11 protein-coding genes are annotated in these 13,446 nt (G+C 74.6%); 9 read left to right on the top strand and 2 right to left on the bottom strand.

The features are described 5' to 3' along the window. Positions 1–27 precede the first annotated feature (27 nt). The 8 genes from AACH11_RS14160 (at position 28) to AACH11_RS14125 (ending at position 10,052) form a co-directional block, all read left to right on the top strand. The gene (locus AACH11_RS14160) at positions 28–1,572 is read left to right on the top strand and encodes a 2-oxoadipate dioxygenase/decarboxylase family protein (RefSeq protein WP_341374888.1); all 1,545 of its coding nucleotides are present in this window, start codon (positions 28–30) and stop codon (positions 1,570–1,572) included. Positions 1,573–1,631: 59 nt separating this feature from the next. Continuing rightward, positions 1,632–2,990, top strand: a complete 1,359-nt coding sequence (locus tag AACH11_RS14155) for an NAD(P)/FAD-dependent oxidoreductase (protein ID WP_341374887.1) — start codon at positions 1,632–1,634, stop codon at positions 2,988–2,990. Between the two features lie 89 nt (positions 2,991–3,079). Beyond that, the gene (locus AACH11_RS14150; RefSeq protein WP_341374886.1) at positions 3,080–4,543 is read left to right on the top strand and encodes an FAD-binding oxidoreductase; all 1,464 of its coding nucleotides are present in this window, start codon (positions 3,080–3,082) and stop codon (positions 4,541–4,543) included. A gap of 23 nt (positions 4,544–4,566) precedes the next feature. After that, positions 4,567–5,946: an aminotransferase-like domain-containing protein gene (locus AACH11_RS14145; protein WP_341374885.1), complete on the top strand. Its 1,380-nt coding sequence runs from the start codon at positions 4,567–4,569 to the stop codon at positions 5,944–5,946. Between the two features lie 139 nt (positions 5,947–6,085). Continuing rightward, positions 6,086–7,606 (top strand): L-piperidine-6-carboxylate dehydrogenase, encoded by a 1,521-nt coding sequence (gene amaB, locus AACH11_RS14140; protein ID WP_341374884.1) that lies wholly within the window; start codon positions 6,086–6,088, stop codon positions 7,604–7,606. 148 nt (positions 7,607–7,754) lie between these two features. Further along, on the top strand, positions 7,755–8,153 hold the full coding sequence (locus tag AACH11_RS14135; RefSeq protein WP_341374883.1) for a VOC family protein: 399 nt from the start codon (positions 7,755–7,757) through the stop codon (positions 8,151–8,153). A 98-nt stretch (positions 8,154–8,251) separates the two neighbouring features. Further along, positions 8,252–8,722 carry an XRE family transcriptional regulator gene (locus AACH11_RS14130; RefSeq protein ID WP_341374882.1) on the top strand — a complete coding sequence of 157 codons (471 nt, stop codon included), beginning with the start codon at positions 8,252–8,254 and terminating at the stop codon, positions 8,720–8,722. Between the two features lie 31 nt (positions 8,723–8,753). Next, a complete protein-coding gene (locus AACH11_RS14125) occupies positions 8,754–10,052 on the top strand; it encodes a type II toxin-antitoxin system HipA family toxin (RefSeq protein ID WP_341374881.1) in 1,299 nt (432 codons plus the stop codon). Positions 10,053–10,065: 13 nt separating this feature from the next. Here AACH11_RS14125 and kefC read toward each other — a convergent pair whose 3' ends face one another. Both kefC and kefF read right to left on the bottom strand, forming a co-directional pair. Continuing rightward, the gene (gene kefC, locus AACH11_RS14120) at positions 10,066–11,883 is read right to left on the bottom strand and encodes a glutathione-regulated potassium-efflux system protein KefC (protein ID WP_341374880.1); all 1,818 of its coding nucleotides are present in this window, start codon (positions 11,881–11,883) and stop codon (positions 10,066–10,068) included. Next, entirely contained in the window at positions 11,880–12,470 is a 591-nt protein-coding gene (gene kefF, locus AACH11_RS14115) for a glutathione-regulated potassium-efflux system oxidoreductase KefF (RefSeq protein ID WP_341374879.1), read from the bottom strand. The genes kefC and kefF overlap by 4 nt, the downstream gene beginning before the upstream one ends. 196 nt (positions 12,471–12,666) lie before the next feature. On the opposite strand from kefF, the gene AACH11_RS14110 reads away from it, so the two are divergent. After that, positions 12,667–13,434, top strand: a complete 768-nt coding sequence (locus AACH11_RS14110; protein ID WP_341374878.1) for a hypothetical protein — start codon at positions 12,667–12,669, stop codon at positions 13,432–13,434. Positions 13,435–13,446: the final 12 nt, after the last annotated feature.

Genomic DNA, 13,446 nt, shown 5'->3' with positions numbered 1-13,446 from the left:
TTGCGCTTGCCTTGGTGCGTATCCAGCATGACTGACCTGAGCCCCGTGCCGGCCTTCGTGGCCCCCGACGTCATCCGCAGCCGCTTCGCCGCGGCGATGTCCCGGCTGTACCGCGCCGAGGTGCCGCTGTACGGCCGCCTGGTCGATGTGGTGGCCGAGGTCAATGCGGCCACGCTGCGGGCCGATGCGCAGGCGCTCGACGGCGTGCCGCTGGCGCAGGCGCAGCTGGACGTCGAGCGCCACGGCGCGATCCGCGTGGGCACGGCGCAGGAGCTGGCCACGCTGCGCCGCATCTTCGCCGTCATGGGCCTGCAGCCGGTGGGCTACTACGATCTGTCGGTGGCCGGCGTGCCGGTGCATTCGACGGCCTTCCGCCCGGTGGGCGCGGCGGCGTTGCAAGCCAGCCCGCTGCGGCTGTTCACCTCCTTGCTGCGGCTGGAGCTGATCGACGATGCGCAGACCCGCGCGCTGGCCGAGCGCACGCTGGCCCGGCGCCGGATCTTCACGCCCGAGGCGCTGGCGCTGACCGCGCGCTGCGAGCAGGCCGGCGGCCTGAGCGAGTCCGATGCCGAGGCCTTCGTGCAGGCCGTGCTGCCGACCTTCGCCTGGCAGCGGCAGGCGCCGGTCACGCAGGACGACTACCGGCGCCTGGCCGCCGCCCACCGCCTGGTGGCCGACGTGGTGTGCTTCGCCGGCCCGCACATCAACCACCTGACGCCGCGCACGCTCGACATCGATGCCGCGCAGTCCGCGATGCAGGCGGCCGGCCTGCCGGCCAAGGCCGAGATCGAGGGCCCGCCGCGCCGGCGTGTGCCCATCCTGCTGCGCCAGACCAGCTTCGCCGCCGTGAGCGAGCCGGTGAGCTTTGCCGCGGGCAGTGGCGAGGGCACGCACACCGCGCGTTTCGGCGAGATCGAGCAGCGCGGCCTGGCGCTGACCCCGGCCGGCCGCGCGCTGTACGACCGTCTGCTGGACGAGGCCCGGGCGCGCAACGCGGCGGCGCCGGGCGCCACGGCCGAGGCCCGGGCCGCCACGCTGGCGGCCGTCTTCGCCGACTTCCCGGACGATCTGCAGACGCTGCGTCAGGCCGGCCTGGGCTGGTTCCGCTACGGGCTGCGGCCCGGGGTGACGGCGCAGGCGGCGGCAGTGGCGGCAGTGGCGGCCACGGTGACGACAGCGGAGGCCGCCGCGGCCGGGTGCCGCGATCGCGAAGACGCGGGCACGGCGGCCACGCCGGTCGACGGCGGGGCGCAAGCTGGCAGCGTGCCGGCCTGGCTGCAGGCCCTGCTGGCCGCCGGCCTGGCCGAGGCCCGGCCCATCGTCTACGAGGACTTCCTGCCTGTCAGCGCCGCCGGCATCTTCCGCAGCAATCTGGCGGGAGAACCGGTGCTGCAGTACGACGTGCAGGCCGCCCAGGCCGCCTTCGAGCAGGCGCTGGGCGCGCCGGTGGCCGACCCGATGGCGCTCTACGCGGCCGAGCAGCAGGACAGCCTGGCGCATCTGCACGCCGCCCTGCAGGCGGTCATGCCGGACGCGCTGCGCGCCGCACCGCGCGGCACGCACGCCGGCTGAGCGCCCCGCGCCGCCTCACCCTGCCCACGGTCACGCGCCACCGAGCCCGGAGCCCCGCCATGGCCGCCCCCCACGCCACCCCCTGCGCTCCTCTTTCCACCGCCGGCACCACCCCCGCCAGCCACGGCCTGTGGGCCGCCTCGGCCCCGCCGGCGCCGCCTGCCGGTCCGCTGACGGCCGACCTCGGCGGCGCCCAGGCGGTGGACGTGGTCATCATCGGCGGCGGCTACACCGGCTGTTCCGCCGCCCTGCATCTGGCCGAAGCGGGCGCGCGGGTGGCGCTGCTGGAGGCGCGGGCCCTCGGCCATGGCGGGGCCGGCCGCAATGTCGGCCTGGTCAATGCCGGCCTGTGGGTGATGCCCGAGGTGCTGCCGCAGGTGCTGGGCCCGGTGCACGGGCCGCGTCTGCTGCAGCTGCTGGGCGACGGACCGCGCACGGTGTTCGAGCTGATCGCGCGCCACGGCATCGCCTGCGAGGCGGTGCACCGCGGCACGCTGCACTGCGCGGTGGGCGCCAGCGGCCTGGCCGAGCTGCACCAGCGCGCCCGCCAGTGGCAGGCGCTGGGCGCACCCGTGACCGTGCTGGATGCGGCGCGGACGGCCGAGCGCACCGGCACCGCGGCCTACACCGGCAGCCTGCTGGACCTGCGCGCCGGCACCGTGCAGCCGCTGGCCTATGTGCGCGGCCTGGCCGCCGCCGCACAGCGGGCCGGGGCGCAGGTGTACGTCGGCAGCCGCGCGGTCCGCGCCGAGGCCACGGGCACGCCGCAGCAGCCCGGCTGGTGCCTGCACACCGACACCGGCGGCCGCGTGCAGGCGCGCTGGGTGCTGGTGGCCACCGATGCCTACACCGGCGAGCACGGCTTGTGGCCCGCGCTGCAGACCGAGCAGGTCAGCCTGCCCTACTTCAACCTCGCCACCGAGCCGCTGACGCCCCGGCAGGCCGCGGGCCTGCTGCCCGGCGGCGAGGGCGCCTGGGACACGCGCCAGGTGCTGACGTCCTTCCGCATGGATTCGGCCGGGCGCCTGGTCTTCGGCAGCGTCGGCGCGCTGCAGGGCAGCGGGCGGGCGGTGCACACGGCCTGGGCCCGGCGGGCGATGGCGCGGCTGTTTCCGCAGCTGCGCGGCGTGGCGCTGCAGCATGCCTGGCACGGCACCATCGGCATGACGCACGACGCCATCCCGCGCCTGCACACGCTGGCACCACAGGTGCTGGCCGTGGCCGGCTACAACGGCCGCGGCATCTCGCCGGGCACGGTGATGGGCCGTGCGCTGGCCCGCCACATCCTGGGGCTGGATGCACCCGACGCGCTGCCGCTGCCCTTCAGCACTCCTGAGCCCGAGCGTTGGCGCACGTTGCGCACCGCCGGCTACGAGGCCGGCGCCCAGGCGCAGCATCTGGTCGATGCCCGCTGGTGACGGCCTGCAACGGCCTTTCCGCCGCACCACCGCCACACCCACCGCCGCACCGGACATCCACCACCCCGCACCGTACCCGCACCGTCGCCATGCACGCCCCTTCGAATGACCGTCAGCCTCAGGCGCCCGACGGCCCCGCATCGCCCGCCCTGCTGATCGACGCCCTGCGCGCCATCGTCGGCGAGGCCGGCCTGCTGACCGGCGCCGATGCCCAGCCCTATGCCCAGGGCGCACGCTATGGCGCCGGGCGGGCGGCCTGCGTGGTGCGCCCGGCCAGCACGGCCGAGGTGGCGCAGGTGGTGGCGGTGTGCGCCGCCCACGGCGCGCGCCTGCTGCCGCAGGGCGCCAACACCGGCCTGGTGGGCGCCAGCACGCCCGATGCGAGCGGCCGTCAGGTGCTGCTGTCGCTGCAGCGCCTGCGCCAGCGCTGCGAGATCGACGTGCTCGACCGCTGCGCCACCGTCGACGCCGGCCTGCGCCTGAGCGATCTGGACGCCGCGTTGCAGCCGCTGGGCCTGTGGTTCCCGATCGATCTGGCGGCCGATCCCAGCATCGGCGGCATGGTGGCCTGCAACACCGGTGGCACGCGGCTGCTGCGCCACGGCGATGTGCGCCACAACCTGCTGGCGCTCGACGTGGTGCTGTTCGATCCACCGGGCCAGGTGCTGCAGCTCGGCCGCCCACTGCGCAAGGACAACACCGGCTTCGACCTCAAGCAGCTGTGGGTCGGCAGCTCGGGCGCGGCCGGCGTGATCACCGGTGCCACGCTGGAGCTGGCCGTGCGCCCGCGCCAGAGCGTCACCGCGCTGCTGGTGCCGCGCGACGACGAGGCCGTGGCCGCGCTGCTGCAGGCGGCCGAATCGGCACTCGGCGATGTGCTCAGCGCCTTCGAGGGCCTCTCCGGCGCCGCGCTGCAGGCCGCGCTCGACCACGTGCCCATGCTGCGCAACCCCTTCGGCAGCGCGCCGGTGCCGCCGTTCAGCCTGCTGATCGAGCTGGCCACCGGACTGGCGCCCGACAGCGGGCTGGACCTGGAGGCGCTGCTGACCGATTTCCTGGCCCCTCATCTCGACGGTCTGCTGGTCGATGCGGTGATGGGCCGCGGCCAGGAGCTGTGGCAGTTGCGCCATGCGCTCAGCGATGGCGCCAAGGCGCGCGGCCGCGTCATCGGCTTCGACATCTCGGTGCGCCGTGGCGCGCTGATGCGCGTGCGGCGCGAGGCCGCGGCGCTGGTGGCCGAGCACTTCGCGCCGCTGCAGGTGCTGGATTTCGGCCATGTCGGCGACGGGGGCCTGCACTTCAATCTGGTGTGGCCGCACGCGCAGCTCGCCGACTGGGACCCGCAACGGGTCGAGGCCGTGCGCCAGGCCGTCTATGACCTCGTCGTCCACACCCACCAGGGCAGCTACAGCGCCGAGCACGGCATCGGCCCCCACAACCTGGCCTGCTACCAGCGCTACACGCCGCCGGCCGCGCTCGCGCTCAGCGGCCGGCTGCAGGCGCTGCTCGATCCGCAGGGGCTGGGGGCCGGCGTGTCCTACGGACCGGCCTGACCCTCGCCGCCCACTCGACGCCCATGGACCTGTCCCTGTTCAATCCTGCCTTCGCCCAGCCGGCCGGCTCGCCGATCCGCGAGCTGTTTCCCTACCTTGGCCGGCCCGGCATGCTGTCGCTGGCCGGTGGCTATCCGTCGCCGGCGCTGTTCGATGCCGAGGGCCTGCGCGCGGCCGCTGCCGCCGCGCTGGCCGACCCCGCCGGCACGCTGCAGTACGGTGCCACCGAGGGCACGCCCGCCCTGCGCGAGGCGCTGGCCGGCCTGTCGCGCCAGCGCGGCCTGGCGGCCGATGCGGGCGACATCCTGGTGACCACCGGCTCGCAGCAGGGCTTCGATCTGCTGCTGCGCGTGCTGCTGCAGCCCGGTGACGTGGTGCTGGTGGAGTCGCCCACCTATCCGGCCGTGCTGCAGGCGCTGACGCTGGCCGGCGTGCAGGCGCTGCCGGTGCCGATGGACCGCGACGGCCTGCGCGTCGACGCCATCGAGCCGCTGCTGGCCGGCCTGCCACCCGGCCGCCGCCCGCGCCTGCTCTACACCGTGCCCAGCTACTCCAACCCGCGCGGCAGCCGGATGCCGCAGGCGCGGCGGGCGGCGCTGGTGGCGCTGGCCGTGCGCCACCGTTTCCTGATCGTCGAGGACGATCCCTATGGCGAGCTGCGCTTCGACGCCGAAGCCAGCCCCGGCGCGCAGGCCGGCGTCGGCCCGGCGGCGGTGGGCCCGGTGGGTGCCGACGGCAGCGCCCGGGCCAGCCGGCATGCGGACCCGGCCGCCGCCGCCATCACCCCGCTGCACGCCCTTGGCCATGCGCTGTGCGGGCCGGTGGACAACCCGGTCATCCACCTGTCCAGCCTGTCGAAGACGGTGGCGCCGGCACTGCGCATCGGCTGGATGCTGGCGAGCGAGCCGCTGCGCCGACGCTGCGCGATCGCCAAGCAGACGGTGGACCTGTGCACCTCGCCGCTGTCGCAGGCGGTGGCCGCGCACTATCTGGCCAGCGGGCGCTACGCCCCGACGGTCGAGGCCGCGCGCCAGGCCTACGCCCGCCGTGCCCGGGTGCTGACCGACGGCCTGAGGGCCCTGCCGGGTGACGCGCTGCAGGTCGAGCCGCCGCGCGGCGGCATGTTCCTGTGGCTGGAGGACGATGGCGGTGCCGGTGCCGCGGGTCGGCGTCCGTCCACGTCCACGCCCACGCCCACGCCCGATCCCCGCCGCCTGTTCGACGCCGCCGTCGCCGAAGGCGTGCTCTTCGTGCCCGGCGCCGCCTTCCATGTCACGCCGCCGTCCGGGCTGTGCCTGCGCCTGTCCTTCGCCGCCCTCGACGAGGCGGCGCTCGGCGAGGCCGTGCAGCGCCTGGCGCGGGCCTGGGCCCGGGCGCTGGAGCCCGTGCCCACCGCGGCCTGACCGCCTTCCCTGGCCGTCTTCCCTGATCGCCTTCCCTGACCGCCGCCCGCCCCGAGCGTCCCGCCACCCCCCGCCCGCGCGCGCCGGACTATCCTCCGCCCTGCGGTTCTCCCCCCCGATCCCTGCCCGCCGAACGACCATGACCCTCACTTCCGTCGCCACGTCCTCCGCCCGTCTGCTCGACCAGTTCGGCCTCTCGGCCATCGCCCAGGCCGGCGACTGGCCGGTGCGCTCGCCGATCGACGGCAGCTTGCTGGCCCGCCTGCGCACCCACACCGTCGACGAGGCCGATGCCGCCATCGCCCGTGCCCAGCAGGCCTTCGCCGTCTGGCGCAATGTGCCGGCGCCGCGCCGCGGCGAGCTGGTGCGCCTGTTCGGCGAGGTGCTGCGCGAGGAGAAGGCGGCGCTCGGCGAGCTGGTCTCGCTGGAGGCCGGCAAGATCCGCTCCGAGGGCCTGGGCGAGGTGCAGGAGATGATCGACATCTGCGACTTCGCCGTCGGCCTGAGCCGCCAGCTGCACGGCCTGACCATCGCCAGCGAGCGGCCCGGTCACCGCATGATGGAGCAGTGGCATCCGCTGGGCGTGGTCGGCGTCATCAGCGCCTTCAACTTCCCCGTCGCGGTCTGGGCCTGGAACGCGGCGCTGGCGCTGGTCTGCGGCGATCCGGTGGTCTGGAAGCCCAGCGAGAAGACGCCGCTGACGGCACTCGCCTGCCAGGCGCTGTTCGCGCGCGCGCTGCAGCGCTTCGGCGCCGACGCGCCGGCCGGTCTGTCCGAGCTGCTGATCGGCGGCGCGTCGCTCGGCGAGCGCCTGGTCGATGACCCGCGCGTGGCGCTGGTCTCGGCCACCGGCAGCACGCGCATGGGCCGTGCGGTGGGCCCGCGCGTCGCCCAGCGCTTCGGCCGCGTGCTGCTGGAGCTGGGAGGCAACAACGCCGTCATCGTCGCGCCCACGGCCGATCTGGATCTGGCGGTGCGCGGCATCGCCTTCGCGGCGGTCGGCACCTGCGGTCAGCGCTGCACGTCCACCCGCCGCCTGATCGTGCACGAGAGCGTGCGCGAGGCGCTGGTGGCGCGCCTGAAGCAGGCCTATGCCGGCCTGCCGGTGGGCGATCCGCTGGCCGAGGGCACGCTGGTGGGCCCGCTGGTCGACGGCGCGGCCTTCGAGGCGATGCAGGCCGCGCTGCGCGCCGCGGCCGCCGAGGGCGGCACCGTCACCGGCGGCGAGCGCCTGCTGGCCGACGCCCATCCCGACGCGTTCTACGTGCGTCCGGCCCTCGTCGAGATGCCGGCCCAGACGGCCACGGTGCGCCACGAGACCTTCGCGCCCATCCTCTACGTGCTGACCTACCGCGATTTCGACGCGGCCATCGCGCTGCAGAACGACGTGCCCCAGGGCCTGAGCTCGGCCATCTTCACCAACGACCTGCGCGAGGCCGAGGCCTTCCTGGCCGCCAGCGGCTCGGACTGCGGCATCGCCAACGTCAACATCGGCACCTCGGGCGCCGAGATCGGCGGCGCCTTCGGTGGCGAGAAGGAGACCGGCGGCGGCCGCGAGAGCGGCAGCGACGCCTGGAAGAACTACATGCGCCGCGCCACCAACACCGTCAACCACAGCCGCTCGCTGCCGCTGGCCCAGGGCGTGCGCTTCGACATCTGACGGACATGCGCGCGTCATCCGCGGCGGTGACGGCCCGGCCTCATCATCCGGGTGCAGAGCCCGCGCCCGCCGTGGGTTGGACGTGATTGACCGGCGGCCGCGCCGCCGCCGATCATCGGCACCCCACCATCGCCACCGGAGTGCCCCCATGTCCCCACCCAACACCGTCGTCTGGTTCGAGCTCCATGTCAGCGACATGGCGCGCGCCCGCGCCTTCTACGAGGGGGTCTTCGGCCAGACCCTGGTGCCGATGGAGGTGCCCGAAGGCGCCGGCGATCTGGAGATGGTGGCCTTCCCGTCCGACCCGCCGGACAGCGCCCCGCGCTACGGCGCCTGCGGCGCGCTGGTGCGCCACCCGGGCGTGGCCCCTGGCAGCGCGGGCGGCACCGTCGTCTATTTCGGCTGTGCCGACTGCGCGGTCGAGGCCGCCCGCGTCGAGGCCCACGGCGGCACGCTGATGCAAGGCAAGACCCCGATCGGCCCGCACGGCCACTTCGCGCTGGCGCGCGACACCGAGGGCAACGTGATCGGCCTGCACTCGATGTGAACGCGCCGGGCCCGTGACGCGCCTTGCTTCACGATCGGCTGTCGCGGCTTCAGATCACGAAGATGGATGTGAATCGCCTGATTTGCTAATATCTTTGTATGCCCAAGCTGCCGCAAGCCCTGGCTGAACTGCCCCCTGCCGTCGCGGCCGGCCTGCGCGCGCTCGGCGCCGATCTGGCCCTGGCGCGCAAGCGCCGCAAGCAGTCGCGCCGCCACTGGGCGCAGCGCATCGGCATCTCCGAGCCCACGCTGGCGCGGCTGGAGCAAGGCGACCCCGGTGTGGCCATCGGCCTGTATGCCACCGCGCTGTGGCTGATCGGCCGCAGCGAGCCGCTGGCCGGGCTGGCCGACCCGCAGCTCGACCTCGGCGCGCTGGAGGCGGACCTGCGCACGGCGCGGGCCCGTTCGGTGCGCCAGCCCTTGTCGCTGGCCGCGCGGCTGGGGCAGGCGGCGCCGGCGGTGCCTGCCGCCGCGCAGCCGCAGGCGGTGGCCGTCGTGGCCTTGACGGTGGACGAGCCGCGGCCGGCCGCCCTCCCACCGGCCCGCCGCGCGCGCCGGTCCGGCCCTTGAGCCGGCGCCCGTCCTGGCCCGGCCACGGATGATGGCCGCCGTGCCTCCGCCGATCACCGACACCCTGCACCTGTGGTGGCTGGGGGATCCAGCGCGTCCGGTGCCGGTGGGCGAGCTGGCGCTGGTGCGCCCGCTGCGTGGCGTCTCGCTGCGCTATGGCGCGCACTGGCTGCGCCACGGCTTTCCCCTCAGCGAGGACCTGCCGCTGATCGACGGCGAGCGCCTGCCTGCCGACAAGGACACGGCCGTCGGCGCGGTGGACGACGCCCGCCCGGACCGCTGGGGCGAGCGGGTGATCCGCCACATCGACCGTCCGGCCCGCCTGTCGCTGCTGGAGTTCCTGTACCACGCGGGCGACGAGCGTTTCGGCGCGCTCGGCGTCTCCCTCTCGGCCACCGACTACCGGCCGCGCACCCATGGCCCGTTGCCCACGCTGCGCGAGGTGCCGCAACTGGCCGCTCTGGTGGCGCGCGTGCTGGCCGGCGAGCCGGTGGGCGAGGCCGAGCGGCGGCTGATCGCCCCCGGCGTGTCGATGGGCGGCGCGCGGCCCAAGGCCTTGCTCGCGCTCGACGGTGCGGCCTGGGTGCTGAAGTTCAACGAGCCGGGTGAGGCGGTGGACGCCCCGCTGGTCGAGCACGCGACGATGACGCTGGCCGCGCGCGCGGGCATCTCGGTGGCCGAGACGCGGGCGATCCCGCTGGACGGCGCGGCGGCGGACGAAGGCGCAGGGTCGGCCGTGGGCCGGGCCGACCGCGCCACCCGTCACGCCGTCGCCGTGCGCCGCTTCGACCGCGCCGGCGGCCTGCGCCTGCACGCGTTGTCGGCTCATGTCGCGCTGCGCGCCGCGGGCGAGGCACTCGGCTATCCCGAGCTGGCCCAGCTGCTGCGCCGCCGCGGCGTGACCGCCGACGGCCTGGCCCGCGCGCAGATGCAGGAGCTGTTCCGCCGCATGGTCTTCAACATCCTGGTCGACAACACCGACGACCACGAGAAGAACCATGTGCTGCTGCAGACCGATGCGGGTGACTACGCGCTGTCCCCCGCCTTCGACGTGCTGCCTGCTGGCCAGGCGCTGGGTTACCAGCAGCTGCGCGTGGGCCGTGACGGCCACGAGGCCACGCTGGACAACGCGCTGTCGGAGTGTGCGCTGTTCAGCCTGACACGCGCGCAGGCCGAGGCCCAGCTGAGGCAGGTGGTGGCCGTGGTCGATGGCTGGCAGGCGCACTTCCGGGCGGCGGGCGTCACCGAGGCTGACATCGACAGCCTTGCACGCCAGATCGACCGGCCGGCACTGGCCGAGCCCCGACGGGACTGGCGACAGGGGCGCTGAGCCCCCTGCGCGCTCAACCCGGCCACGTCCCCTCGTCACGCCCGCGCTGCTGCGCCTCGCGCTCCTGCGCGAACAGCTCTTCCAGCTGCTGGCGGCCCTGCCTGGCCATCGACACCAGCGCCTGCTCGTCCTGATGGTGCGGGTACAGCCGTTCGACCTGGCTCACCAGATGGGCGCGAAAGCGCATCGCCAGCTGGCGTGCCTGGTGTGGCTGCCAGCCGAGCGCCGTCAACACCTGGCGGCCGCTCATCAGGGCGGAGTCCATGGTCTCGCGGTCGATGCGGGTCACGCCGCGGTCGCGCAGCGCGTAGTAGTGCTGCACGTTGCGGGCGCGGGCCACCAAAGTCAGCTGCGGGAAGTGGCGGCGCGCGGTCTCGGCCAGGCGCAGGCTCTGCTCGATGTCGTCGATCGCGATCACCAGCACGCGGGCCTCGGCCGCGCCGGCCAGGCGCAGCAGGTCCAGCCGGGTGGCGTCGCCGTAGTGCACACGGAAGCCGTAGCGGCGCAGGAAATCGACCTGCGCCGCGTCGTGGTCCAGCACCGTCGCCCGCAGGCCGTTGGCCCGCAGCAGCCGCCCCACCACCTGCCCGTAGCGGCCGAAGCCGGCGATGATGACCGGTGAATCCTGCGGCTGCGCCAGCGCGTGGGGCGAGGCCCCGTCGCTGGCGCCGGCCCCGCGCGCCCCGGGCCGCCACAGCCGGTCGACGGCCACCAGCAGCAGCGGCGTCACCAGCATCGACAGCGCCACCGTGCCCACCAGCAGGGCGGCGATGCGCTCGGGCAGCACGTGCGCGCCCTCGGCCTCCTGGAAGACGACGAAGGCGAACTCGCCGCCCTGGGCCAGCAGCAGCGTCAGCACCGGCCGCTCGGCCACCGGCACCTTGACGGCGGCGGCCAGCGCCCAGATCACGCCCGCCTTCAGCAGCAGGAAGCCCGACAGCAGCGCCAGCACCCACCACCGCTCGGCCCACAGCGTGGCGAAGTCCATCGACATGCCCACGGCCATGAAGAACAGGCCCAGCAGCAGGCCCTTGAAGGGCTCGACGTCGGTCTCCAGCTCCTGCCGGTACTCGCTCTCGGCCAGCAGCACGCCGCCCAGGAAGGCGCCGAGCGCCATCGACAGCCCCACCGCCTCCATCAGGCTGGCGATGCCCACCACCAGCGCCAGCGCGGCCGCGGTGAAGATCTCCGGCGAGCGGCTGCGTGCCACCCAGCGCAGTGCATGGCGCAGCAGCAGACGGCCGCCGACGATGATGCCGACGACCACTGCCAGCGCCTTCGCGGCCGCGGCCAGCGGAAAGCCGCCATCGGCGCCGCCCTGGCCCAGCAGCGGGATCAGCGCCAGGATCGGGATCGCCGCCACGTCCTGCAGCAGCAGGATGGCGAAGCCGGCCTGGCCCGCGCTGGTGGGCAGCAGATGGCGCTCCTGCATCACCTGCAGCGACACCGCGGTGGACGACAGCGCCAGCCCCAGCCCCGCCACCACCGCCGTGGCCACCGGCGCACCGAAGGCCCAGCCCACGCCGCCGATGGCCACCGCACAGCCCGCCAGCTGCGCCGTCCCCCAGCCGAAGATCGGCCGCCGCAGCGCCCACAGCCGCGGCGGCTCCAGCTCCAGCCCGATCAGGAACATCATCAGCACCACGCCGAACTCGGCCGCGTGCAGGATGGCCTCCGGGTCCTGCACCACGCCGGCCCCGAAGGGCCCGATGGCCACCCCCGCCGCCAGGTAGCCGATGATCGAGCCCAGCCCGAAGCGCTTGGCCAGCGGCACGAACAGCACCGCCGCGGCCAGGTAGATCAGGGCGGCGTGCAGCCAGTGGGTGTTCATCGGTCGGCTCCCGTGGAGGCCAGCGCGGCCACCGCCGCATCATCGCCACGCAGCCCCGCCAGCCAACGCGCGACATGCGCCTGCCGTGCCGCGGCACTCACCTGATGGGCGCCGTGCAGCACCAGCGGTGGCCGGAAGCGCAGCCCGCACAGCGCGGCCGTCTGCGCATACGGCGGCAGGAAGGCGCTGAAGTCATGGCCGTGATGGCCGTCCGGGCCGTAGGACGCCGCCGGCCCGCCCGTGCTGGTGACCAGCCACAGCGACTTGCCGGCCAGCGCCCGGGTCGGCCCGTCCGGCGGGCCGCCGTGGGCCCAGCCCTGCACCAGCACCTCGTCCAGCCACAGCTTCATCAGCGGCGGCATGCCGTACCAGTGGCAGGGATGCAGCCACACCAGATGGTCGGCCGCCAGCGCCGCCGCCTGCTCGGCCGCGACGTCGATCGCGTAGTCCGGATAGCACGCGTAGAGGTCACGCAGCGCGACACCCTCCAGCCCGTCGGCCGCCGACATCAGCGCGCGGGTGACGCGCGAGTGCTGCAGCGCGGGATGGGCCACGAGGACGAGGGTGCGGGGGGTGGCGGGCGACATGCGCCGATTGTGGCGGGCCGGCCTGCCGGACCGGCCGCCCGCCCCCCTGGCGCCCGGTCGCGGTTGCGGCCCCGGAAGCATCAAGATGTAACAGTGCATCGGCGCTGCATCCAGACGCGCCCCGGCTGCGTCAGTCCCTCACACGCCGCACAACGCGGTGTGAACCACCCCACCACAGGACTGAAGGGAAGCCACCATGAACACCACCGTCACCACCCTGGCCGCCGCCATCGCCACCGCCACCCTGTGGCTGGCCGCCCCCACGCTGGCCCAGGCCGGCGAGCAGCAGGGCGTGCAGTGCCCGGCCGGCACCGAGGCCATCGTCTCGAACGGCGAGAAGCGCCTGCAGTGCGCGAAGACCGAGACCATCGAGCGCGAGGCGGTGTGCTCGCCGCTGGTGTTCCGCGGCAACGGCGACATCAACCTCAACACCCGCATCGAGCACCTGGTGGCCGGCCGTGACCGCTGCCAGGTGGTCGGCGGCAACGGCAAGACGGCCAGCGCCGCGCCGCAGTTCGTGCCGCTGCCGGGCGATCCGGCGGCAGCCGAGTTCACCCAGATCGAACGTGCCGGCAAGGATGTCTTCCGGGCCACGCGCCGGGTGTACGTCTTCCCGCAGGGCGCGATCTTCAACCCGCTGGATTCGGCCGCCCTCGGCGTGCAGTGCCCGTCCGGCTATGACGGTGACGCCCTGCCCAACGGCCGCGGCATCCGCTGCGACCGCCAGGCCGAGGAGCGCCGCGCCGACTGCGATCTGCCCTGGTCTCTGCTGACCGACCGCCGCGGCCACGAGGACCGCTGCGTGCTGGCCAACCAGGAAGGTGAGACCAAGCCCGTCGGCATGACCCATGTGCAGATGCAGGTCGAGAAGGCGCTGGACACCATCAGCTGGACCGTCACCAAGCGCGACGGCGGCGACCGCTGGGTCAAGAAGACCTATGCCTTCCCGACCAGCAGCCGCTGAGCGCCGACGCCG

Source organism: Pseudaquabacterium rugosum, assembly GCF_038066575.1.
Classification (GTDB): domain Bacteria; phylum Pseudomonadota; class Gammaproteobacteria; order Burkholderiales; family Burkholderiaceae_C; genus Pseudaquabacterium; species Pseudaquabacterium rugosum.
The sequence above is the reverse complement of the archived record's forward strand: the minus strand, read 5'-3'. Positions and strand labels throughout refer to the sequence as shown.

Coding starts and splice junctions, on each gene's coding strand:
- AACH11_RS14150 (WP_341374886.1), top strand. CDS start 3,080: ATGCACGCCCCTTCGAATGACCGTCAGCCTCAGGCGCCCGACGGCCCC.
- AACH11_RS14130 (WP_341374882.1), top strand. CDS start 8,252: ATGCCCAAGCTGCCGCAAGCCCTGGCTGAACTGCCCCCTGCCGTCGCG.
- AACH11_RS14160 (WP_341374888.1), top strand. CDS start 28: ATGACTGACCTGAGCCCCGTGCCGGCCTTCGTGGCCCCCGACGTCATC.
- AACH11_RS14110 (WP_341374878.1), top strand. CDS start 12,667: ATGAACACCACCGTCACCACCCTGGCCGCCGCCATCGCCACCGCCACC.
- AACH11_RS14145 (WP_341374885.1), top strand. CDS start 4,567: ATGGACCTGTCCCTGTTCAATCCTGCCTTCGCCCAGCCGGCCGGCTCG.
- amaB (WP_341374884.1), top strand. CDS start 6,086: ATGACCCTCACTTCCGTCGCCACGTCCTCCGCCCGTCTGCTCGACCAG.
- kefC (WP_341374880.1), bottom strand. CDS start 11,883: ATGAACACCCACTGGCTGCACGCCGCCCTGATCTACCTGGCCGCGGCG.
- AACH11_RS14125 (WP_341374881.1), top strand. CDS start 8,754: ATGGCCGCCGTGCCTCCGCCGATCACCGACACCCTGCACCTGTGGTGG.
- kefF (WP_341374879.1), bottom strand. CDS start 12,470: ATGTCGCCCGCCACCCCCCGCACCCTCGTCCTCGTGGCCCATCCCGCG.
- AACH11_RS14135 (WP_341374883.1), top strand. CDS start 7,755: ATGTCCCCACCCAACACCGTCGTCTGGTTCGAGCTCCATGTCAGCGAC.
- AACH11_RS14155 (WP_341374887.1), top strand. CDS start 1,632: ATGGCCGCCCCCCACGCCACCCCCTGCGCTCCTCTTTCCACCGCCGGC.